General features: G+C 44.2%; 22 protein-coding genes. 15 read left to right on the top strand and 7 right to left on the bottom strand.

Going from position 1 to position 23,523, the window contains the following annotated elements:
- Nucleotides 1-64: 64 nt before the first annotated feature.
- The 5 genes from J2T19_RS22015 to J2T19_RS22035 all read left to right on the top strand — a co-directional run bounded on the left by J2T19_RS22015 (nt 65) and on the right by J2T19_RS22035 (nt 5,463).
- Nucleotides 65-1,489 carry a 4-hydroxyphenylacetate 3-hydroxylase family protein gene (locus tag J2T19_RS22015; protein ID WP_307219689.1) on the top strand — a complete coding sequence of 475 codons (1,425 nt, stop codon included), beginning with the start codon at nt 65-67 and terminating at the stop codon, nt 1,487-1,489.
- 201 nt (nt 1,490-1,690) lie between these two features.
- Nucleotides 1,691-2,398, top strand: a complete 708-nt coding sequence (locus J2T19_RS22020) for a response regulator transcription factor (protein ID WP_307219592.1) — start codon at nt 1,691-1,693, stop codon at nt 2,396-2,398.
- Nucleotides 2,376-3,827 carry a sensor histidine kinase gene (locus tag J2T19_RS22025; RefSeq protein WP_307219594.1) on the top strand — a complete coding sequence of 484 codons (1,452 nt, stop codon included), beginning with the start codon at nt 2,376-2,378 and terminating at the stop codon, nt 3,825-3,827. The genes J2T19_RS22020 and J2T19_RS22025 overlap by 23 nt, the downstream gene beginning before the upstream one ends.
- 92 nt (nt 3,828-3,919) lie before the next feature.
- The gene (locus J2T19_RS22030) at nt 3,920-5,005 is read left to right on the top strand and encodes an AI-2E family transporter (RefSeq protein WP_370874925.1); all 1,086 of its coding nucleotides are present in this window, start codon (nt 3,920-3,922) and stop codon (nt 5,003-5,005) included.
- A 50-nt stretch (nt 5,006-5,055) separates the two neighbouring features.
- Nucleotides 5,056-5,463, top strand: coding sequence for an Asp23/Gls24 family envelope stress response protein (locus J2T19_RS22035; protein WP_307219598.1), 408 nt, complete (start codon nt 5,056-5,058; stop codon nt 5,461-5,463).
- A 93-nt stretch (nt 5,464-5,556) separates the two neighbouring features.
- On the opposite strand, the gene J2T19_RS22040 is transcribed toward J2T19_RS22035, so the two are convergent.
- On the bottom strand, nt 5,557-6,399 hold the full coding sequence (locus J2T19_RS22040; RefSeq protein WP_307219600.1) for an AraC family transcriptional regulator: 843 nt from the start codon (nt 6,397-6,399) through the stop codon (nt 5,557-5,559).
- 217 nt (nt 6,400-6,616) lie between these two features.
- On the opposite strand from J2T19_RS22040, the gene J2T19_RS22045 reads away from it, so the two are divergent.
- The 3 genes from J2T19_RS22045 (at nt 6,617) to J2T19_RS22055 (ending at nt 10,759) form a co-directional block, all read left to right on the top strand.
- Nucleotides 6,617-7,621 carry an aldo/keto reductase gene (locus tag J2T19_RS22045; protein ID WP_307219602.1) on the top strand — a complete coding sequence of 335 codons (1,005 nt, stop codon included), beginning with the start codon at nt 6,617-6,619 and terminating at the stop codon, nt 7,619-7,621.
- 251 nt (nt 7,622-7,872) lie between these two features.
- The gene (gene mbcS, locus J2T19_RS22050; RefSeq protein ID WP_370874924.1) at nt 7,873-9,465 is read left to right on the top strand and encodes an acyl-CoA synthetase MbcS; all 1,593 of its coding nucleotides are present in this window, start codon (nt 7,873-7,875) and stop codon (nt 9,463-9,465) included.
- A 49-nt stretch (nt 9,466-9,514) separates the two neighbouring features.
- A complete protein-coding gene (locus tag J2T19_RS22055) occupies nt 9,515-10,759 on the top strand; it encodes an aminopeptidase (protein ID WP_307219604.1) in 1,245 nt (414 codons plus the stop codon).
- 205 nt (nt 10,760-10,964) lie between these two features.
- Here J2T19_RS22055 and J2T19_RS22060 read toward each other — a convergent pair whose 3' ends face one another.
- The gene (locus tag J2T19_RS22060) at nt 10,965-11,426 is read right to left on the bottom strand and encodes an AraC family transcriptional regulator (protein WP_307219607.1); all 462 of its coding nucleotides are present in this window, start codon (nt 11,424-11,426) and stop codon (nt 10,965-10,967) included.
- A gap of 230 nt (nt 11,427-11,656) precedes the next feature.
- On the opposite strand from J2T19_RS22060, the gene J2T19_RS22065 reads away from it, so the two are divergent.
- Nucleotides 11,657-11,824 carry a hypothetical protein gene (locus tag J2T19_RS22065; protein WP_307219610.1) on the top strand — a complete coding sequence of 56 codons (168 nt, stop codon included), beginning with the start codon at nt 11,657-11,659 and terminating at the stop codon, nt 11,822-11,824.
- A 181-nt stretch (nt 11,825-12,005) separates the two neighbouring features.
- On the opposite strand, the gene J2T19_RS22070 is transcribed toward J2T19_RS22065, so the two are convergent.
- The gene (locus J2T19_RS22070) at nt 12,006-12,638 is read right to left on the bottom strand and encodes a nitroreductase family protein (RefSeq protein ID WP_307219612.1); all 633 of its coding nucleotides are present in this window, start codon (nt 12,636-12,638) and stop codon (nt 12,006-12,008) included.
- 131 nt (nt 12,639-12,769) lie between these two features.
- On the opposite strand from J2T19_RS22070, the gene J2T19_RS22075 reads away from it, so the two are divergent.
- Nucleotides 12,770-13,009 carry a hypothetical protein gene (locus J2T19_RS22075; protein ID WP_260866133.1) on the top strand — a complete coding sequence of 80 codons (240 nt, stop codon included), beginning with the start codon at nt 12,770-12,772 and terminating at the stop codon, nt 13,007-13,009.
- A gap of 212 nt (nt 13,010-13,221) precedes the next feature.
- Here the strand turns inward: J2T19_RS22075 and J2T19_RS22080 are convergent, their stop codons facing one another.
- Together J2T19_RS22080 and J2T19_RS22085 are read right to left on the bottom strand one after the other, a co-directional pair.
- On the bottom strand, nt 13,222-13,995 hold the full coding sequence (locus tag J2T19_RS22080) for a M15 family metallopeptidase (protein ID WP_307219614.1): 774 nt from the start codon (nt 13,993-13,995) through the stop codon (nt 13,222-13,224).
- Nucleotides 13,996-14,284: 289 nt separating this feature from the next.
- Entirely contained in the window at nt 14,285-14,650 is a 366-nt protein-coding gene (locus J2T19_RS22085; RefSeq protein ID WP_307219616.1) for an iron-sulfur cluster biosynthesis family protein, read from the bottom strand.
- A 224-nt stretch (nt 14,651-14,874) separates the two neighbouring features.
- On the opposite strand from J2T19_RS22085, the gene J2T19_RS22090 reads away from it, so the two are divergent.
- A complete protein-coding gene (locus J2T19_RS22090) occupies nt 14,875-15,483 on the top strand; it encodes a DUF1349 domain-containing protein (protein ID WP_307219618.1) in 609 nt (202 codons plus the stop codon).
- A gap of 140 nt (nt 15,484-15,623) precedes the next feature.
- Here J2T19_RS22090 and J2T19_RS22095 read toward each other — a convergent pair whose 3' ends face one another.
- On the bottom strand, nt 15,624-16,094 hold the full coding sequence (locus J2T19_RS22095; protein WP_307219620.1) for an SET domain-containing protein: 471 nt from the start codon (nt 16,092-16,094) through the stop codon (nt 15,624-15,626).
- Between the two features lie 240 nt (nt 16,095-16,334).
- Here J2T19_RS22095 and J2T19_RS22100 point away from each other — a divergent pair, with 240 nt between their 5' ends.
- From J2T19_RS22100 to J2T19_RS22115, 4 genes are all read left to right on the top strand, one after another.
- Nucleotides 16,335-17,891 carry an ABC-F family ATP-binding cassette domain-containing protein gene (locus J2T19_RS22100; RefSeq protein ID WP_145048547.1) on the top strand — a complete coding sequence of 519 codons (1,557 nt, stop codon included), beginning with the start codon at nt 16,335-16,337 and terminating at the stop codon, nt 17,889-17,891.
- Between the two features lie 386 nt (nt 17,892-18,277).
- A complete protein-coding gene (locus J2T19_RS22105; protein WP_307219623.1) occupies nt 18,278-20,113 on the top strand; it encodes an assimilatory sulfite reductase (NADPH) flavoprotein subunit in 1,836 nt (611 codons plus the stop codon).
- A gap of 49 nt (nt 20,114-20,162) precedes the next feature.
- Nucleotides 20,163-21,884, top strand: coding sequence for an assimilatory sulfite reductase (NADPH) hemoprotein subunit (cysI, locus tag J2T19_RS22110; protein WP_307219625.1), 1,722 nt, complete (start codon nt 20,163-20,165; stop codon nt 21,882-21,884).
- 357 nt (nt 21,885-22,241) lie between these two features.
- Nucleotides 22,242-22,961 carry a YebC/PmpR family DNA-binding transcriptional regulator gene (locus J2T19_RS22115; RefSeq protein WP_145048685.1) on the top strand — a complete coding sequence of 240 codons (720 nt, stop codon included), beginning with the start codon at nt 22,242-22,244 and terminating at the stop codon, nt 22,959-22,961.
- 76 nt (nt 22,962-23,037) lie between these two features.
- Here the strand turns inward: J2T19_RS22115 and J2T19_RS22120 are convergent, their stop codons facing one another.
- The gene (locus J2T19_RS22120) at nt 23,038-23,508 is read right to left on the bottom strand and encodes a DMT family transporter (protein WP_239289861.1); all 471 of its coding nucleotides are present in this window, start codon (nt 23,506-23,508) and stop codon (nt 23,038-23,040) included.
- Nucleotides 23,509-23,523: the final 15 nt, after the last annotated feature.

The raw sequence follows: 23,523 nt of genomic DNA on the forward strand, positions 1-23,523 counted from the left end.
TAATGTATCATTCGAGAAGGGATAGAACATTTCCTTTGAAGGAGGATTTAGTTTGAGCATAACGATGTCTCGTGGACAAGCTTACATACACCGACTTAATGATGAACGTAACGTATGGTTAGATGGTGAGCAGATTAATGTAACTAGTCACTCTGCGTTCCAAGGTACATTACAGACCGTTGAAGGTTTATTCAATCTGGCGGATGAACCGGGATCAAGAGATACCGTAGCTTATTGGGATGAGCACATCGGTGGGTATGTGCATCGAGCTTTTCAAGTGCCGCGTTGTAGGGAAGACCTTGAGCATCGTGCTGGCGCATTTCGATTGTGGTCTGAACGTACGTATGGCGTCATGAGTCGATTATCTGATTATGCGCGCTCGCGTCTGACCGGCTGGTATGCAACTCGGGATGCCATGGGGATTCATGACACTTATTATGCGGACAAAATATCTAGGTATTACGAAGAAGCGAAACGCCGTGATCTGTTCCTGACGATTGTGCAGCGTGATCCACAGATGAATCGTTCTTTACCGATAGGTGAAGATGAGGATGCGATGCTACGTATTGTACGAAAGAACGAAGAGGGCGTTGTGATCCGGGGTGCAAAGATGATTGCGACTGCGGCTCCTTATGCCGACGATATCCTTATTTATCCTGTACAACGTATTCCTGGGGATAAACCGGAGCTGGCTCACATGATGATTGTGCCTTTGAACAGCCCGGGCTTGCACGTATTGTGCAGAGAATCGTTCGCTGCAACGGATAAGCATTCTTCCCACCCATTAAGTCATCAATATGATGAGATGGATGCTGTCTTATTTTTTGAAGATGTATTGGTTCCTTGGGAACGTGTGTTACTCCATCATAATCCAGAAGCAGTATGGCAGATTCGTTGTAATGTTGCCTCCTCCTCGTTAGCCTACCATCAAAGTGTCATTCGTCTGTATTCCAAACTAGAGTTCGTTACAGCCATCACCTCCTCCATTGCCCAAGAAATTGGCGTGGACTCCTTCCTTAATGTGCAAGAGCAGTTGGGAGAGATGGTCAGCCAGATGCAGACAATTGAGGGGTTAATCATTGCTGCGGAAGCAAAAGCCAAGCCGGACGTGTACGGAAATTGGCTCCCTGAATTTAAGTACATTGAAACTGCACGGAACTTGGGCAACCGTTATTATCCACGCTCCATCGAAATACTGAAAACGATCGCAGCAGGCGGACTTATTCAGATTCCATCCGGAATGCCAGGTACGAACAAGCCCTTGGAGCATATGATTCATCAGTATTTAGGTGGTGTCACGATATCTGCACAGGAGAAAACAAGACTCTTTCAACTGGCTTGGGAACTTACGGGAAGTCCACTGGGTGCCAGACATGATCTATATGAGCGCTTCTATGCAGGTGACCCACTCCGCAACCGTGCGAATCAGTATATGCAATATGACAAACAGCACTTGATAGATCGGGTTAAGCCTTGGCTGAAAGCATAATATAACGTCCTAACCTGTGACTTTGCTAACGATTTCGTTTGAAGCAGTCAGATCGTAGTACAAAATTCAACCGCCTGGGTTTACGAACCTGGGCGTTTTATTTAGATTATCTTTAGAAAGGGTTTAGGTTGTATTAAGAGACGTAGGTTATAGTGTAGGTATATGAACATTCTAACTTAACACTGAAATGAGAGGGATCGTATGAGATACACATTGTTGATTGCAGATGACGAACCCGAAATTGTGGAACTGCTTCAACTGTATTTGGAGAAGGACTACAACATTCTAACCGCTGCAAATGGGGAGGAAGCATTGCAGTGCATACATTCAGGCCCAATTGACCTGGTTATCTTGGACATTATGATGCCTGTAATGGATGGTCTACAACTGATCAAACAGATCCGGGCTACCTATCATATGCCAGTACTCTTTTTGTCTGCGAAGAGCCAGGATCATGACAAGATTTTGGGACTTGGACTAGGAGCTGATGACTACATATCCAAACCATTCAACCCACTTGAGATTGTGGCAAGAGTCGAGGCTTTGTTAAGAAGGGTCAACCAATTCGATGCACTGGAACTATCGGCATCTCAAGAGGCAACCCGCACGCTTGGTGAGCTATCCCTTGATCGTTCCAAATGTATGTTGTATCGGTCGGGACGACCTGTGACGTTAACGTCAACAGAGTATAAAATTGTGGAACTGCTGTTAGAACAACCGGGCAGAGTGTTTACCCGCAAAAAAATATACGAAGCAGTGTGGGGAGAGTACTATGCACATGAAGACAGTACCATCATGGTACATATCAGCAACATTCGCGAGAAGATTGAGCGTGATTCCAGGCAACCCGAATATTTGAAGACGATAAGGGGATTAGGATACAAAATTGAAGCGCCTATGGAAAACTAGAGAAAAGAGACCGCTGCATACGTCGCTGACACTGGACTTTCTGTTGTTTAATTTCTTTTTGCTATTACTCGTACTGGTTGTATACATTATCGTATCCCTTGATGTCGTTGATTTTCGCATTTCTGATCATATCGTTGATCCTGATCTAAATGTAGAAGCACATGTATATGTGGCTGAATTGGAGAAGGCACGCAATCAAGATGGATCCGACATAACATCCAATATTGAGACGCAGCGGCTAGAGGATAGCGGTGGATGGTTAGAAATATTGAATGCAGACCGCTCCGTAATCCGCTCGGTAGGCAATAAGAAGGACACAATTAACCAGTACGCAGAATCCGAGTTATTCGCCAAGTTAGAAAATCGCAGCGACCAGCCCTACTATTATTCCATTTCCCCATTCTTGGCTGAGGGAGAAGCAACATACCTTTTGCTCAAACTTCCACGTGATCTCGTAAGCATTCGCATGAATGATAACCAACTGATTACGAATCTGAAGCATCCCTTGCCCTTTTACATCTTAGTGGGTATTGGACTTCTGCTCGTACTGACGATTGTATACAGCTATTGGGTCGCCAAGCGAATTAAGAAACCACTTCGCGTGTTGTCGCTGGGGCTTACGCAAATGATTCGGGGGAATTACAGTACGCGCATGTCCATCTCTGCCGAGAAGGAGTTTGTGCAGATTGGTGAGACCTTTAACTTCATGGCAGATGTGATTGAGAAAACGTCGGCCGAGAAACGTTACGCGGAAGAAAGTAAGCAACGACTCATCGTGGATCTATCGCATGATCTCAAGACACCGATTACGTCTATTCAAGGTTATGCTCAGGCGCTGGCCGAGGGTCGGGTTGGGGATGCAGAGAGACAGCAACGGTATCTAGGCTACATTCACAATAAATCTGTACAAGTTGCACGAATGATCCAGAATATGCTGGAACTGCTCAAGGTGGATTCACCCGATTTCCATATGAACATCAAGCAGCGGGAGATTGGGGAATTTGTGCGTGAGATTATGGCCGATACGTATGGGGAAATTGAGCAAAATCAGTTCGTACTGCATGTTCTTGTACCAGATGAAGAGATCTATGCCAAATATGATCCGGAGTTGTTATCTCGAGTCATCCAGAACTTGATTACGAATGCACTTGCATATAATCCAAGAGGTACAGAATTACGCGTAGAGCTGATCCCTCAGGATACGCATGTGTCTATTGAAGTCGCTGATACCGGGGTAGGTATACCTCAGGAATTATGGACAACGATATTTGACCCGTTTGTTCGAGGAGATGCAGCGAGATCGGGAACGGTTGGAACCGGGTTGGGTCTCGCTATTGCCAAACGAAATACCGAAAAAATGGGTGGACATTTAACGCTGTCACAACGAGGACGGGAAACAACCATTTTCACCATTGTCATACCAAAATAAAAGAGATGTAACCGAGGCTTATGTAATTTCGCCATCACGTATAGAAGGCTCGCCTTACACTCGCGCATTAGAATTGGAAATCTGGAGGGGACATATTGTCTAAAGTGAAAAACTCGTTTGTACGATTCAGCATTGCATTAGCTCTTGTGCTAATCAACATCTATCTATTATCTAAAGTGAGTTTCATATTCCAGCCATTAGTTACGATGATTACAGTGATTACTGTGCCGATGATGCTTTCCGTGTTCTTTTATTATCTACTGAGACCCTTGGTTAATTATATGGAGAGAAAGAAGCTTAACCGAACGGTCAGTATCCTGCTGATCTATCTGATCTTTGGCATTCTAATTGTGCTGTTTATCGTGGGGCTGTGGCCATCATTGCGTCAGCAATTGATTAATCTGGTGGAAAATGCACCAAACCTGCTTAATTCACTAAGTGTTCAGCTCAAATCATTAGAACAAAATGGTGTAATTGCGACCTTGTTCCCGGATAATTCAACGCCGTTCTCTCAAATTACCGAATACATCAACAAAGGATTCAACTTCGTGACGGACTACGTTAGTGGTCTCATCTCGCTCCTTTCCAGTTTTGCAATTATCCTGTTCACCTTCCCGATCATTTTGTTCTACATGCTGAAACAAGGAGAGAAGTTTGGTCGTATCCTCGCATCGATTGCGCCCAAACGTTTTCAGCAGGACAGTCGTGAAGTGGTATTGGAGATCGATCAGGCACTCAGTGGATTTATCGTAGGACGAGTGCTTGTAAACCTGGCATTAGGTGTATTAATGTATATAGGTTTTCTTATCATCGGTTTACCTTACGCACTGCTGTTGACCGTCATTGCTGTCATTATGAACTTTGTTCCATTTATCGGTGCGATCGTATCTTCGATCCCCATTGTAATTATGGGGCTGGTCGTATCACCGTCTGTGGCGATCTGGTCACTCATTATCATTCTTGTTGCTCAGCAGATTCAAGATAATCTTGTTGCTCCGTATGTATTCGGCAAAAAGCTGGATATTCACCCGCTCACAACCATAATTTTGGTACTCGGTGCGGGGGACTTGGGCGGAATTATAGCTATTCTTATCATTATTCCGTTCTATATGATTCTTAAAATTTTGTTGGTACGTATCTACAATTTGTTCTTTAAGGAAAAGTGGCAAAATGCCTAGGGAGTTTCAGACACGACCTAATTCAAATTCATAAGAATGGAGCGATCCACATGACTGAAATCGTACCTGTAACCTATAATGAACCTGAATATATTGAACCACAATCTCAGCCAGCGCTAATCGGTGCAGTTCATATCGCTACAGATGTTGTATCCAAAATTGTAGGCATCGCTGCACAGACAACCGCAGGAATATCGTCTATGTCTGCAGGCATAACCGAAGGCATTGCCAAGAGCATTAGTGGCAAGAGCCTGCAAAAAGGAATTGATGTGACTGTAAAAGAAGAGCGTGCATCGATTCAATTAAGAATTGTTTTGCAGTATGGTTGTCGTATGCATGAGGTCTGCCGTGAACTGCAGCATAATGTGCAGCAGGCTGTAGAGAATTTCACAGGTCTATTCGTTGACGAGATTAAGGTTCATGTAGTGGGAGTATCCATGCAGGAACAGCAGGTGTAAACGAGGTTTAATGGTGATCCGGTATCCGGTTAACATCATCTAAAGTTCAAATTTTATAGTATTCGCTCAAATACGCGAAACAGCACATTCCCTTTAACTAAGAAGTGGGGAAGGTGCTGTTTTTTGTTTGCGATACTGTGTCGGAGATTGTCCCATGACCTTTTTGAACATTTTGGAGAAGAGCAATTGATCCAGATACCCGACTGATCGAGCAATGTCACCAATACTTAGGCTGGGATCAAGCGTCAATTCAGCCGCTCTTCGCATGCGATAATTCACCAGGTAGGATTGAATGCTGCTTCCGATCAGATCTTTGAAGAGTGAGCAGAGGTAACTTCGTTGTAAGCCAACATGAGAAGCAATCGCTTGAACCGTAATCGCATTGGCATAGTTCATCTCAATAAAATCAATCACCTGCGTAACATACGTATCTTTCGTGTAATCCTGCACGACGGGATGACTTGTCTCACTAGCTTGATCAATCAGCACCGCGAAGAATTGATATAACAAGCCGGTCATACTAATTTCCCAGCCTTTATGTGTATTTCTAGAGCTAATCATGCGATGTAGGCACGAGCGCAGTTCATCATCATTATGTAGTTCGAAGATCGGACGCTGTTCAGATAGGCAAGCTTGTTGTAATAACGAAACGACATTGCTACCTTGAAAAGCCACCCAGCTATACTCCCATGGTTCGTTTTGGTCAGCTTCATAATGAACAACAGAGTGAGGCACGATGAGAAATCCTTGTCCTTTGTGTAACTCGTAGGTTTGCCCTCCGACCTGGAAAGTGCCTTTGCCATTCAAAATATAATGAATTTTGTAGTAATCACGCATCGCTGGGCCAAAGCTGTGCCCTGGTGTGCAAGGCTCGGTGCCATAATGGAGCAACTGCAGCTCCTGGAATTGATCGTTCTTGAACATATATGTAATCACTTGAGGTCACTCCTATTCCGAAAGACTATATCTTGCATTTTAACATATTGGAAAGCGAGATGTATGCTTAATTGTTTTGTTCAACATAGCATCGAATGATGATATAACAATCATTTTGCCATACGTAGGTAGTGAAATGCCATATGGTTTTCAGTGGGGATTGTCTAAGATAAAAGGGTGATCAACAATAACGCATAAGCAGAAATGAGAGATAAGCATGCCCTACACTGCAAGTAGTGAACGATACAGTGAAATGAACTATGTCCGCTCCGGTAAATCCGGAATTAAGCTGCCTCAGATTGCATTAGGATTATGGCAAAATTTTGGCGACAATCGCACCATGGATGTTCAGACAGAAATGATCCTTCGTGCCTTCGATCTGGGTATTAATCATTTTGATCTGGCTAACAATTATGGACCACCTCCTGGATCGGCAGAGGAGAACTTTGGTGTGATCTATAAAAAGCATCTGCGTCCTTACCGGGATGAACTGTTGATTTCAAGCAAGGCGGGATATCATATGTGGGAAGGTCCTTACGGCGAATGGGGTTCTCGCAAAAACTTGATTGCTAGCCTCGATCAAAGTCTCAGCAGAATGGGACTTGAGTATGTCGATATTTTCTACCACCACCGTCCAGACCCTGAGACACCACTTGAAGAAACGATGGCTGCTCTTGATCATATTGTAAGACAAGGAAAAGCTCTGTACGTGGGCTTGTCCAACTATAATGCTGAGCAGACCCAAGAAGCGGTTACCATTCTTCGCCGTCTGGGCACACCGTGTCTGGTTCACCAACCGAACTACTCCATGCTGAATCGCTGGATTGAGGGTGGTCTTCAGGATGTGTTGGATGAACAAGGCGTGGGTTCGATTGCATTCTGCCCTCTTGGCCGCGGACAGTTAACGAATAAGTATGTTGAGAAGATTATTGCAGAACGGGCTAACCCAACAGGGAATTTGAAAGTAGAGGCTTATACCGACGAACGGATTGCCAAGTTCGAAGCGCTTCAGGCTGTTGCTGAACGTAGAGGACAGACGATATCCCAGCTTTCACTAAACTGGATTCTACGTGGCAACCGTGTGACCTCAGCTCTGATCGGTGCAAGCCGCGTGTCACAGATCGAAGAGAATGTGGCAGCTCTCAAGGCTCCTGAATTAACAACCGAAGAGCTGAACGAGATCGATCGCATCTTAGAGGGAATTGGGAATTACCCTTGGTAATGTGATAGCAAAGTGAGGTCGTAAAGAGTAAGTTCGTAATTGGAGAGCGCCTTTCTATGTAGAGAAAGGCGCTTTTGGTTATAAACATTGGAATTTGGTGTAACCTGTTAATAAAGAGTTAATAACAGCCGACAGATAGGCTGTTATTTTTTATTTTTGTAATGAGAATTCAGTTCATAGCACCTGGTCCTAGGATTTGAGGTATAATATATAGATGCTTTACATTTTGAAACATGAAGGAGAGGCTCCATTTGAACTTTGAACAGTGGATTTCGCCTGAAAGCTATAACCTGACATCCGAGATGGAGAATCACCCGTCAGATCGGATTGCACTTAGATGGCTCAGCGATCATCAAGAGTTGGAAGAGATCACATACGGTGATTTATTTAAGCAAGCCAACCGTCTTGCTGGTGGATTACGTGACTTAGGACTGGAGAAGGGTGATAGAGTACTGGTCATGGTACCACGCCGTATTATTGCCTATGTCATTTACATTGCTTGCCTGAAGCTGGGCATTGCGGTGATCCCTTCTTCCGAGATGCTGCGAGCGAAGGATTTGGAATACCGTCTGCGGCACTCTGAAGCCCGTGCAGTAATTGTGTGGTCTGAGACAACAGCAGAAGTGGAGAAGATGAACGCAGACCTGCCATCCCTCGCACACCGGATCGTTGCATCACCTCATGGTGAAACTGGCGTACCGGCTGAAGGCTGGCTGAACGTGGAACAGTTAATGCAAGGTCAATCGGATGAGATGGCTGCGGTAGAAACACATCGTGATGATATCGCGATTCTTGCTTACACCTCAGGAACAACTGGTAATCCCAAAGGAGTTGTACATAGCCATGGTTGGGGATATGCTCACCTGCGGATCGCTTCTTCATTATGGCTGGATATCCAACCATCAGATACCGTATGGGCAACCGCAGCACCTGGATGGCAAAAATGGATCTGGAGTCCATTCCTCTCTGTTCTCGGAAGAGGTGCAACAGGTCTGGTCTACAACGGTTCATTCCAGCCGAAGCGTTACCTACAACTCATGCAGGAACATGAGATCAGTGTGCTCTGTTGTACACCGACGGAATATCGATTAATGGCAAAAACAGATGATCTGGGACATTATGACTTGTCCAAGCTTCGTAGTGCCGTATCTGCTGGTGAGCCGCTTAATCAGGAGGTTATTGAGATCTTCCAACGTCATTTCAACCTCACGATTCGCGACGGATATGGACAGACTGAAAGTACGTTGCTTATTGGAAGCTTAAGCGGTGCGCCTATTCGAATTGGCTCCATGGGTCAATCCATCACACCAGAGCTGATTGAGATTATTGATGAAGATGGGCATCCGCAGCCAGCAGGACAAGTTGGAGATATCGCGGTCCATAAAGACATGCCTGCTTTGTTCCGCGAGTATTATCAAGATGCAGGACGCAAGGAAGCCAGCCAACGGGGCGATTATTTTGTAACAGGAGATCGCGCACGTAAGGATGAAGAAGGCTACTTCTGGTTTGAAGGCCGTAGTGACGACATTATTATCAGCTCAGGGTATACGATTGGGCCATTTGAAGTCGAAGAAGCTCTTATGAAGCATGCGAGCGTGAAGGAATGTGCGGTGGTGGCGAGCCCAGATGAGATCCGAGGGCATGTGGTGAAAGCCTTTGTCGTTCTTAGAGATGAATCATTGGCTTCAACGGAACTGGTACGTGAGTTGCAAAACCATGTCAAAGAATGGACAGCACCTTACAAATATCCACGTAAAATTGAATTCGTCACTGATCTGCCAAAAACAAACTCAGGTAAGATTCGCCGAATTGAACTGCGTGAGCAGGAAAAACGAAACGTATAACTGAGATCTAGAATCACTTTAAAATCTTGAAACAGGAGTGAATATATTCATGAGCGCATTTGAACAATCTTTTGAAAAATCGCTAGAACAATATGCCGAGTTGGTAGTCAAAGTCGGTGTGAATATTCAGAAAGGACAAGACCTGTTGGTCACTGCACCAATCGAGACATTAGAGTTCACCCGCTTGATCGTACAGAAGGCATATGCGGCTGGTGCAAAGTATGTGCAAGTAGACTTTGATGACGATAATATTACTCGCAGCCGTTTCGAGCACGGTTCGGATGATAGCTTTGATTACTATCCTGCTTGGAAAGGCGACATGATGGAACGATTCGCTGAAGCAGGTGGAGCGACATTAACGATTAAAGTTCCTGACCCTGAGCTGTATAAAGGTATTGACTCAGACAAGGTTTCCCGTGCAACAAAGGCTGCTGCGGAGGCACGCAAAGGATATTCCAAATACACGCGTAACCATGACATTAGCTGGTGCTTGATCAAAGCGCCAACGAAGGCTTGGGCAAACAAAGTCTTTGCGGATATACCGGAAGAAGATCGCATTAACGTGATGTGGGAAACGATCTTCAAAATGAACCGTGTTGACGGCGGAGATGCTGTGCAGAACTGGAGAGAGCACCTGGATACACTCAATACCATGAGCGATTTGTTAAACAAGAAAAATTACAAGAGTCTGCACTACCGGGCACCGGGAACCGACTTGAAGATTGAACTCGTCGACAACCACATCTGGGGCGGTGGCGGCAGCGAAAATAAACAAGGGGTCTACACCGTGGCAAATATGCCGACGGAAGAGGTATTCACAATGCCTAAGCGCAGTGGTGTGAATGGTTATGTTAGTAGTACCATGCCGCTGAATCTGAACGGACAGCTTGTAGACCAGATGCGAATTACGTTTAAGGATGGACAGGTTGTTGCTTATACAGCAGCATCTGGTGAAGAGCATCTGAAAAACCTGTTTGCTACAGATGAAGGTGCACGCTATCTCGGTGAAGTAGCACTGGTGCCGCATGATTCTCCAATCTCTAACCTGAATCGCATCTTCTACAACACCGGTATTGACGAGAATGCTTCCTGTCATTTGGCTGTCGGAAGTGCATACCCGTTCAACATGAAGAATGGCACGTCCATGTCCAATGAAGAATTGCTTCAACATGAATGTAATGTGAGTCTGACACATGTGGACTTCATGATCGGCTCTGCAGAGCTTGATATTGATGGTGAATTGCAAGATGGAACGATCGAACCGGTATTCCGCAAAGGTAACTGGGCATTCTAATTGGTTCATAAACTAATTACATGATCGTACGAGGGTACTGATAAAAGATGATTAATATAAGAGAGTTTGTATAAGGATATTGCTACAACCGTGTTAAGGGAGAAGTGACTTCGGTAAACGAAGTCACTTTTTCTATTTCTATTCATTAGTGAGCTTAATGAAAAAGCAATTTAATAGAGTTACCGTCCTACTGACATACAAGAGTTTAGACCAACTTTACAGGTACACAAATCTCACAGAAATGATTTTTCAGAAGCTGATAGCGGTATCGTTCCATAACCGGTTTGGTATGATCGAGCGTGTGATGATTTTTTTGCAAATGGGGGATGATCTCATTCCATGCTTGCTGCATATCCTCTGCCGTGTGTCTGACCTTACAGATCAGGTACTCTCCGCCAGACAGCTCACTCGTTTCGACAGCATCAGAATGCACAGGCTCAAGTTCAGTCATGACAATAGCTGCATCGTATCTACAATGCTGTGCAGGTGTGCTAGCCGGGTCATCCTGCGGAATGCCGAGTAGAATAGCTGATTCGGTGAGTAGCTCCTGATCATTCGCCCATTGTTTTAACCTATCCATAGCCTCTACATTGCCTGCCCCGTAAGGACCGACCTGACGGACATAAGCAATGCGATACGATTGCAGCGTTTCGAAATACATTTCCATTGGATAGCTTCCTCTCTATATTGATTTCTGTTACATGTTGGATAGTAACATGTTATAAAAAAAATTACACAACTGAATCAATTACATAATACCTTTAGCTGCTTAAATCAAGGTTGGATATAGATCAAAACGGTTTAATTTGTCTATATCTAGTTACAAAAAATTCGTTTTAATGAGTTGAAGAAGCATGGAGACAGTGGGATCAGCTCCATGCCCGTGCACTTGAGATGATGGCTGAGGCGCATCCTGATGAAGATGTGAATGAATTAGTTTTGGCTGATGCTGAATTCCAGCCTGATCGTTATTTCCGTTTAGGTTATGATGCGGGAGATACTCCAGCTGGGCAATTATATATCTATGCGAGTTTGATGGTAACTTGGAGGTTGCAAACGATCTAGTCTATGAAACGTATTGAGGACATCCACGATTAAAATTGATAGATTCATGTATGAAAATAGAACATGATATGATCTATCTGTATTCAAAAAGGCTATTCCCAGATAAGCGTGGTCTGGTGAATAGCCTTTTATTCGAATATCTCAGATGAAATCGGATTAAAGTACGGTGGTCAATCTGATGTTATTCGGCACTCATTTTGTTGAAGCTAACATATTCATGAATCGGTTTACGATAACCACGAGGGCGCTGCTTGGCTTCGGACTTTTTGCCCATGGTGATCAGCATCGCAGGTACATAATGTGCAGGAATATCCAAGCTACGTTGTAGCTCTTCAGCGTCAAAGCCGATCATCGGGCAGGTATCCCAGCCACGATCCTGTGCGATCAGCATCAATTGCATGGCAGACAGGCTGGCATTGCGAATCGCATCCTCACGTTGGAAGAACTTGCCGCGTGTTTCATAAAATTCAATGACGCTCTGCGATTCCTGTTCATATTGGAACGGGGTGAGAGCCCCGAGATTCAACAGACCTTCGTTAATTGTCCGGATATGGTGGTGTGCGTTGACATCGCCTAAGACGACAATTACAGCTGAGGCTGTTTTTACTTTATACTGCTGGGAAGCTTCATAGACTTTCTCTTTCTGTGCGGCATCTGTAACCACCAGATAGTGCGTATGTTGCAGGTTGAAGGCAGAGGGTGCAAATTTATTTAACGCGAACATTTCTTCCAATTCAGCTTCAGAAATCTCAATCCCCTCTTCAAAAATAACGGCCGATCTACGCTCTTTGATTAATTTCTCCAGCTCACTCATGGTAGGTTACCTCGCTTATGTATGTTTTATAAACTGACTATAACACACTTAGTTACTTTATGTAAGTGTTATTTTCGAATAAGACAAGGTGGGTTTGCCATATTGTAAAATAAAACAGTCTGAGGTGATTCATGAAAACCTTCATTACACGTCTAAAAACAATGAATGCTCATCCTGAATTCCGGGTGTATGTCATTGAATCCTCTGCCATAAAACGTTTTTTCGTCTTGGAAATTATTTTGGGAACTCTCGTATATAATCTTGCTCTGTACTTATCTCACAATGCATTGTTAGCCGGAGTCGGTTCCTGGGCTGGGACAGAAGGCGTGAAACGATTGCCTGTAGTGTTCAAAAGAATAGCTTTTGCATGACTAGCTGTGATGACAACGTAATGGATGATGGAGAAGTACGTGATTGGGTGTACGTAAGAATAATGAAATAGGGGAGCAAAAAGAGATATCAATACCTCTTTTTGCTCCAATCATAGCTGATCTATATGGATGATGAGCATAGGTAGTGTCCTGCCACCAACAGCCTTTAATCCATTAGATGATATTAATGAATGTGTCTGGTGTTGCTGAGCTTATATGGCACGCTCTAAATATTGTTCAAGCGTCAGTTTCTGACTTGTAATTTCACCTGCGATATATACGCCGACATAACGTACATGCCATGGCTCATACGAATAACCTGTTAATTTTTCCTGATCTTTGCCATAACGAATGATGAATCCGTATTTGTGCGCATTAGCTTTCAGCCACTTACCTTCTTTGGTATTGCCGAAGCTTTGCTGCAGATCGTAACCAGCAGAGGCGCTGGATATATCCATGGCAAGTCCAGTCTGATGCTCACTCTGACCTGGACGAGCGCTTGTTTTATTCGCAACGGCTTCCCCTTTAATACTCGCATTGCGGTCAAAGATAGACTTCTGAGTGGCATAAGAGCGGTATCCTGACACGGCTTTGATATCTATGCCGTCTTTTTTTGCAGCAGCAAACAATTTCTCAATCGCAGTCGCGGCAACCTTACGCATTTGCTTCTTCGGGCTGGAACCAGAGAAGCTAAACGGAATATTAGGCACAACTAGATCTTGAGGTGTGTAAGTAGAAGGTAGATTTCTCTTTTTGTTAACAAGCACGACCGTGCTAGAAACATTTGTTACAGTTGCTACATTTTTAATAGTTTTAATCGTACGTCCTGGTGCATTATCATGCAGAAACTGTGTGAAGCTAGAGCTTGCAGCAGATGCTACTGGAGTCAGTGTATGATTTAGTGGGAACGTAGTAAATGCAGAGCCGGCTACTACAGAGCCAACAAGTATAGTAGAAATAATGGATTTGCGAGACAAAGATTTCATGATGTGTGTTCCTCCTCGGTTATATCAATCTATATACCGAGTATACTAGAGGATTATATCCATAGGTTCTCCAATTGTTTCCGAGTTGTAAACAAAGTTTATTAATCTTCTATTTTGATTGATAATAGAGATGGAGGGAATGGATTAAATGGAAGAAACGATGGAAGAGATGCAAAAGGAGATAGAGTTACAATAAAAGGATAAATAGATATAAAAAGACGTTGCAATAACTGCAACGTCTTTTGGGTGCGAATGCACATCATCGCACTTCACTTAATGGACTGAGTGGTTATTTCAATGAACAAGCGTCGGATGCGCTTGAACTGCCAGCGGCTACGGCGCGAATATCTCTCACACGCACGTTGCTGCTAAGTACACCAGCATCACTGCTTAATGTGAATGAGGCGTAATTTGGCTCTGAGTCCAGTTTCATCTGCTGTTCAAGGTTCAATTGCTGTTTGGGATCAACATAGAATGGAACCAGGTTGGTCTCAATCTGTTCATCTAGTGCAGCGGGTTCATCGATAAGCAAAATGACAATGATTCCATTACAGCCGCATCCTTCGGTATCATAAAATACTTTGAAATACCCCGGCTGATCATTCAAGCTCTCTGTTAGCCGAGCAGCAGCATGATCTGTAATTTGAATATGCATATCGTTACACTCCTTTATAGGTTGACCGCAGTCATGAATGTAAATGGTTGAAACTTACTTCTTCTTTCATTATACCACTTTGGCAAAGAATCAACGCAATTTTTTGATCATGAGCGTGAAACGGAGGGTATTTAGTATTAGGCCTGATATTTATTAAAGGTTCAGCAAGATTGATTGCCGAAGTATGAAGTATTCGGATGTTAAACATAGAAAGGATGACAATGATGACATTAAATTTACTCCAGCGTCAGGCAGGGACATGGACAACAGAACCGGTCGCTAGTCGGATGGATGGTGAACGGCTTATTGTAGAAGCGAAAGAAGGAAGTGATTTCTGGGAGAAGACCTTCTATGGATTCGTTCATCAAAGTGGACATGCTTTACTTGAACCTTGGGAGGACAACGAGGCGATTGAGGTTTCATTTGATCTGAACTCATTTACCGAATTGTACGATCAAGCAGGGCTGATGCTCTGGCATGGTTCGAATCAATGGATTAAGGCAGGTGTCGAAGTGAATGACGGCGTGGTTCATGTTGGTGCGGTCGTCACTGATACCTACTCGGATTGGTCGTTATCGCCTGTGCCCGAATGGGGTGGAAGGATCGTTACGATTCGCGCATCATATCATAACGAAGCTGTTGTGATTCGTGCCCGCACGGACGAGCATGCATGGCGAACGATTCGGGTTGCCAGATTCGCATACGCTGAGAACAAACAAGCAGGGCCATTTTTGTGCTCACCGAAGCGTGCAGGATTTGAGGTTGCATTCACGAAGTGGAGATCAACAGCACCCGATGAGGATTTGCATACTGACCCGCCTATGTTAGATTGAATGAATGGAATGTGGGCACACTCAAAAAAAGACGGTGCTGGATAGCCCCGTCTTTGTGCTTGCATTTTATTTGCATGATCGTTACTTATCTATAAAAATAGAACATGAACGAGCATGAAGAAGAGTGTACATAATCTGCACTACTTTGGATTCGAATCTTTAGCTTCTGAATTGGAGTCTGCGTTACCCTCACTCAATTCCTCTGCTTCGTTCAACTCACGCATGCGTTCCTCATAATCGTCGAGGAACCATAATGGGTCCATATTGTCTTCTTCACCGTTATAATTAATCAGTACTTCGTCACCAGCTTGAATGTCCGTATACGCATAAAAATCAAACGTATGATTTTCAAAGTTGATCTCATAAGTTGCGTTCGGCTCGTAAGAGTGGTTAATCAAGCTTCCATATCCAAGCAGGATGGCTGTATGATTAGCCCCGTATTCGAATACATAATCTTCGAGAATTGTTTTCTCAATATGCTCATGATCTTCGTTAGGATAAGGGACAACCGGTGCCTGGTGGAACAACTGTCCTTTAGGAATATGAACGGTAGCAAAAACCCCGCGGTTGAATTCGCCATCGCCTAATTTGGATTGTTTTACTTCAATCATTATGTTCACCTAATGCTCTGCCTAGAGCTCCGTTCTTATTAATAGTTTAAGGTCAAATTTTACCCCATCTCATCTTATATGGCAAATGCTAGCCTGTGTGCGTTATGATCAGATGAATTCTAAGATGAAACTGTCCAATAGAAGACATCTAACTTAAAATTTTAAAAGTTGACGTTGAGTTGTACAGGATAGAACGCTTATAATATACAAGAATAAGTCTATATAGAAAAGGTGTCATGAATGAGTATATTAAATGTAGAAAAACTAAGTCACGGTTTCGGTGACCGTGCTATCTTTAATGACGTTTCTTTCCGCCTCCTGAAAGGCGAACACATTGGATTGATTGGAGCCAATGGTGAAGGTAAATCAACCTTCATGAACATTATTACAGGCAAACTCCAGCCAGACGAGGGCAAGGTGGAATGGTCCAAACGGATGCGTGTAGGTTATTTAGATCAGCATGCCGTATTAAGCAAAGGACAATCCATCCGCGATGTACTTCGTAGTGCGTTCCAGTATCTGTTTGATATGGAGCAAGAAATGAATGACATGTATGGCAAAATGGGAGATGTGACTCCAGAAGAACTTGAGCAACTACTTGAGGATGTAGGCACAATCCAAGATACGTTGACGAATCAGGATTTCTATATGATCGATGCTAAAGTGGACGAGACAGCACGTGGTCTTGGTCTTACAGACATTGGCTTGGATAAAGACGTTAACGATCTAAGTGGTGGACAGCGTACAAAGGTATTGCTTGCTAAGCTGTTGCTTGAGAAACCAGACATTTTGCTCTTGGATGAGCCGACGAACTATTTGGATGAGCAACACATCGAATGGCTGAAGCGTTACTTGCAGGAATATGAGAATGCCTTCATTCTGATCTCGCATGATATTCCATTCCTGAATAGCGTAATTAACTTGATCTATCATATGGAAAATCAGGATCTGACTCGTTATGTCGGAGACTATGACCATTTCCAAGAAGTCTATGAGATGAAAAAACAACAATTGGAGTCTGCTTATAAGCGCCAACAACAGGAAATTGCTGACCTCAAAGATTTCGTTGCGCGCAACAAGGCAAGTGTGGCAACGCGGAATATGGCGATGTCCAGACAGAAGAAGCTTGATAAAATGGACGTGATTGAGCTGGCGAAGGAGAAGCCGAAGCCACAGTTTAACTTCCGTGATGCAAGAACTTCAGGCAAGCTTATTTTCGAGACGAAAGGGCTTGTGATTGGTTATAATGAACCCTTATCCAGACCGCTTGATTTGCGGATGGAACGTGGTCAGAAGATTGCACTTGTCGGCGCAAACGGAATCGGTAAAACGACACTGATGCGTAGCATTCTGGGAGAGATTCAAGCTCTGGAAGGTACTGTCCAGCGTGGAGAACATCTGGAGATAGGATACTTCCAACAAGAAATGAAGGACGCAAACTACAATACCTGCATTGAAGAGATCTGGCAGGAGTTCCCTTCATATACGCAGTTTGAAGTACGTGCTGCTCTAGCGAAATGCGGATTAACTACGAAGCATATCGAGAGTAAAGTTGCCGTGCTTAGTGGTGGGGAAAAAGCTAAAGTTCGTTTGTGCAAGCTGATTAACAATGAAACCAACCTGCTTGTACTCGATGAGCCGACGAACCATCTGGACGTTGATGCGAAGGAAGAACTGAAACGTGCGCTCAAAGCATACAAAGGCAGTATTTTGCTAATCTCTCACGAACCTGAATTTTACCGTGACGTTGTTACCGAAACGTGGAACTGCGAATCATGGACTACAAAGGTATTCTAGAATCCGAAGCAGTGAAGCTGTCTGAGAAAATAAACGTTCAACTTGAATTAGAGTTGATGAGCAACGTAAACCATCATTGGAAATGGATCAATCCATGCCAATGATGGTTTATTTTTTACGAAAAAACAAGGGGAAACAATAAGTCAAATGGTAGAGTTAGTTTTTAAAGCATCGATTTCACAGCGTGACTCATGAATAAAACCATCCTCAGATGGAGAGGGTGGTTTTGTTGTTTTTTGTCCTTTATTAGAGAAACTGATAAATGGTATAAAATCATTGAAATTGACCCTCAACCATGGGTGTGATAGGTTCAATGTAGTAGAAATTTATTAATATGATCATTTTAGTAGGAATTAAAATCGAAGCAATGCGTGAGGTGGACAATGGTGGAACTACAAGTGACTAACAGCCCTTTTAATCAGGAACAGGTGGATTTGCTCAATCGCCTTCTTCCGACTCTGACCGATGGTCAACGGGCTTGGCTGAGCGGATATATAGCTGCACAACAAGGAAGCGTAACAGGGGCGTCGGGTTCGATTGCAACCCAGACTGTTCAGACGGGAAGCCTTGTGACTGAAAATACACCTGTTGCGTCAAAAGAAGTAACGGTGCTCTTTGGCTCTCAAACGGGGAATTCCAGTGGACTATCCAAGAAATTGGCTAAAAAGCTCGAAGAACAAGGGTTGCAAGTTACCTTATCCTCAATGGGAGATTTCAAACCGAACGGACTGAAAAAAATTGAGAATCTCCTAATCGTGGTGAGTACGCATGGTGAAGGTGAACCACCTGATAATGCGATCCCATTCCATGAATTCCTAAACAGCAAACGAGCGCCTAAGCTTGATAGCTTGCGTTACTCAGTTCTGGCTTTGGGAGATACGTCATATGAGTTCTTCTGCCAGACAGGCAAAGATTTCGATAAACGTCTGCAGGAGCTCGGCGCTACACCACTTGTCCCACGTTCTGATTGTGATGTTGATTTTGACGAACAGGCTGCTGAGTGGATGAACGATGTATTGGCTTCATTAAGTACTGCAGCGACTTCGACCGGTTCAGTGACGAGTGAAGCAGTTGTAGCTGCAGGTAACGGCGGTGAATCTGAATTTAGTCGTACGAATCCTTTCCAAGCAGAAGTGCTGGAAAATCTTAATTTGAATGGTAGAGGATCGGATCGTGAAACGCGCCATGTAGAGTTGTCACTTGAAGGTTCGAACCTGAATTATGAGCCCGGCGACAGCCTAGGCGTATTTCCAGAGAATCACCCTCGTCTTGTTGATGAATTAATTGCTGCGATGGAATGGAATGCAGATGAACGTGTTAATGTGAACAAAGCAGGGGATCAGGTATCGGTACGTGAAGCGTTATTGCGTTATTTTGAAATTACTGCTGTAACTAAACCCGTAGCTGAGCAATTAGCTAAATTAAAACCTGATAGCGGTCTGTCAGCACTACTTGCAGATGATTCGGAATTCCGCAAAGTGATGAACAGCTGTGACCTGCTCGATATCGTTCAGGATTATGGACTGCAAGGCATTCCGGCTGGGCAGTTCGTAGCGGTATTGCGGAAGATTCCAGCGCGATTGTATTCGATTGCTAGCAGCGCTAAGTCATTCCCGGATGAAGTCCACCTTACGGTGCGCACCGTTCGTTATGAATCACGGGGAAGAGAGCGCTACGGAGTATGTTCCGTACATCTAGCTGAGCGCATTGAAGCAGGCGACACATTGCCAATATATATTCAGCACAACCCTAACTTTAAACTGCCAGAGAATCCCGACACCCCAATTATTATGGTAGGTCCTGGTACGGGGGTAGCTCCATTCCGATCTTTCCTCGGAGAACGTGAAGAGATTGGAGCGGAGGGTAAATCGTGGTTGTTCTACGGTGATCAGCATTTCTCTACAGACTTCCTCTACCAGACGGAGTGGCAACGCTGGCTCAAAGACGGTGTTCTCACGAAGATGGATGTAGCCTTCTCGCGTGATACGGAGCAGAAAGTTTATGTACAACATCGCATGTTGGAGCACAGCAAAGAGCTGTATCAATGGCTTCAAGAAGGTGCGAGTGTATATGTTTGCGGAGATGAGAAAAGGATGGCTCATGACGTTCACAGTGCACTTGCAACTATTCTAGAGCAAGAGGGCGGTCTAACTCCTGAGCAAGCAGCGGAATATCTGACAAGATTGCAACAGGAAAAACGTTATCAGCGGGACGTGTATTAATTCATCCGTTGCCACAGGGCACCCCGTAGAAACGAGAGGAGAAAGCAGCATGGTTTATAATAATTTACTTAACCCACAGCGCACGAACAGTGATGTGGAAGATATAAAGATTAAAAGTGATTACTTGCGCGGAAGTCTTACTGAAACGCTTGCTGATCGCATTACCGGTGCAATTCCTGAGGACGATAACCGTTTGATGAAACATCACGGTAGTTATATGCAGGATGATCGTGACCTTCGTAATGAACGTAATAAGTCGAAGCTTGAGCCTGCTTATCAGTTCATGCTGCGTGTCCGTGCTGCAGGCGGAATTGTAACACCTGAACAATGGCTTATGATGGATCGTGTCGCGCACAAATACGCCAATAACACGATTCGTCTGACCACACGTCAATCCTTCCAGCTACATGGCGTATTGAAATGGGATCTCAAAAATACAATTCGTGAAGTAAATGACTCCTTGCTCAGCACACTTGCGGCATGTGGAGACGTGAACCGGAACGTGATGTGCAATCCGAATCCTAATCAATCGGAAGTACATGCAGAAGTATACGAATGGGCTTGTCAGGTGAGTAATCATCTTGACCCACGCACTCGTGCATACCATGAGTTGTGGTTGGATGGAGAGAAAATCATTGATTCCCAGGAGAACGATGAAGAAGTAGAGCCGATCTATGGCAAAGTGTATCTGCCTCGGAAGTTCAAGATCGGTATCGCCGTTCCACCATCTAATGATGTTGATGTATTCTCACAGGATCTTGGTTTTATCGCGATTGTGGAGAATGGAGAACTTCAAGGCTTCAACGTCTCTGTCGGCGGTGGCATGGGCATGTCTCATGGTGATTCCAAAACGTATCCGCAGGTGTCTAAGGTGATTGGGTTCTGCACACCAGAACAGATGATTGAGGTTGCTGAGAAAACAGTGACAATTCAACGCGATTACGGGGATCGTGCCGTACGTAAACATGCGCGATTCAAATACACGCTGGATGACCGCGGAGTAGAATGGTTCATTGAGGAATTAAGCAGCCGTCTAGGATGGAGTCTGGAAGCGGCACGTCCATTCCATTTTGATCATAATGGGGATCGTTATGGTTGGGTGAAGGGCAGCAACGGTAGATGGCACTTTACGCTATTCATTCAGAATGGCCGGGTGAAAGATATCGATGGATATCCTCTTATGACGGGCCTTCGCGAAATTGCTAAGATTCATACAGGCGATTTCCGCCTCACTGCCAATCAGAACCTGATTATCGGTAATATTAGCAGCCAGAAGAAGAAAAAGATTGAAGCATTGATCCAAGAATATCATCTGACTGACGGAGCACACTATTCAGCGCTACGGAGAAGTTCGATGGCTTGTGTGGCCTTGCCAACGTGTGGTCTTGCTATGGCTGAATCCGAACGTTATCTTCCATCCTTGATTGATAAGTTGGAGCCGGTATTGGATGAAGCTGGCTTAAGAGACGAAGAGATCGTTGTTCGTATGACAGGTTGCCCGAATGGCTGTGCAAGACCTATGCTTGCAGAGATTGCGTTTATCGGTAAAGCGCCTGGTAAATACAACATGTATCTCGGGGGCAGCTTCACTGGGCATCGTTTGAATAAATTGTACAAAGAAAATATCGGCGAAACTGAAATTTTGGAGACGCTGACTCCAATGATTAATCAATATGCGACACAACGGAATGAGGGCGAGCATTTCGGTGACTTTGTCATCCGTGCAGGTTATGTTACTGAGGTGCTGGATGGTCGTCAGTTCCATGCTTAACCTCGTCCCAAATGCTGCGCTATAGTAGCAGCGTATTCTGTTTCATATTAAATGTAAGAAGCATTCCTTCACGGGGTGCTTCTTGTTGTGTTTTTATAATTCGAAGGTAAGTTATGTTATCGGAGTGGCAAGTGTACATATTCCTTATTTCAATTTATATGGACAAATTAACAAAGATGATAGTCCGCTATATAGCATTGGATCAGAGAATAAACTATGGCTAAACTTTAAACTCGGATCAATAACAGTCGTCATTTTTCCCATTATTTCGTGGGTATTAACTTGTTGAACTACGCTCAACAAGATATAATGACAAAGTAGAAAGCAGATTACATGTTGAAAGTGAGCGGAAACGATATGGGTCGTAAATGGAATAATATTAAGGAAAAAAAAGCTTCAAAAGATGCAAACACGAGCCGGGTCTACGCCAAATTCGGTGTTGAGATCTATGTAGCTGCCAAAAAAGGCGAACCAGATCCGGAAGCGAACCGTGCACTGAAAGTCGTGCTGGAACGTGCGAAGACGTATAATGTACCCAAAGCCATCATTGACCGTGCGATGGAAAAAGCAAAAGGCAGCGGGGATGAAAACTATGAAGAACTGCGTTATGAAGGCTTCGGTCCTAATGGTGCAATGGTAATTGTAGATGCACTGACCAACAACGTGAATCGTACAGCGCCAGAAGTACGCTCTGCGTTTAACAAAAACGGCGGAAACATGGGTGTCAGCGGTTCCGTGGCATACATGTTTGATCCAACGGCTGTAATCGGTGTAGAAGGTAAGAACTCCGAGGAAGTGCTGGAGATTCTGCTCGAAGCTGACGTAGATGTTCGTGACATTGTGGACGAAGAAGATGCGGTTATCGTATATGCAGAACCAGATCAATTCCACGCCGTACAAGAAGCATTCAAAGCTGCGGGTGTAACTGAATTCACGGTTGCTGAGCTGACGATGCTGGCGCAAAACCACATTGAACTTCCTGAGGATGCACAAGTGCAATTTGAGAAGTTGATCGATGCCTTGGAAGACCTCGAAGATGTTCAGCAAGTGTACCATAACGTGGAGTTTGCAGAGTAAGCTGCAAATTCACGGAAAGTTGTATATTTAAAAGGACGGCTCATTGATTACAATGACCCGTCCTTTTTCTGTCTACCTATGTCCTTGGTGCTGAAGCACGCGAGGACTTCATTGAACCGCCAAACTTAAAGAGTACAATTCCGCCTACAATAACGAGCACACCGATTAATTGATTCCACGAGAATGGGATCTGCTCTAAGCCAAACCATCCCATGGCATCAAAAAGAAGTGCGAAGCTTAACTGGGAAGTTAGCACAATTGAAATGGCATACGTTGGGCCTAAGAGCTTCATGCCTTGCACAAGGCAAAATACCACACCCACACCGATTGCTCCGCTAAGCCAGTACCAGGGCTGCATATGCTGGAGGCTAAACGTATTTTTGCCCTCCACAAGGATAGAGATTAGGAACGAAGCCAAAAAGCCGGTAAACAGTACCATAGTCGTTGTAGACCACGAGCCAGTACGCTCATTAACTTTACTATTAAAGATCGTCTGTAAACTGACAAGTGCGCCTGCTAGCAGAGCAAGCAAAATACCTGTAATCATCATGGGTTGTAATGC

The organism is Paenibacillus tundrae (assembly GCF_030812775.1).
Classification (GTDB): Bacteria; Bacillota; Bacilli; order Paenibacillales; family Paenibacillaceae; genus Paenibacillus; species Paenibacillus tundrae_A.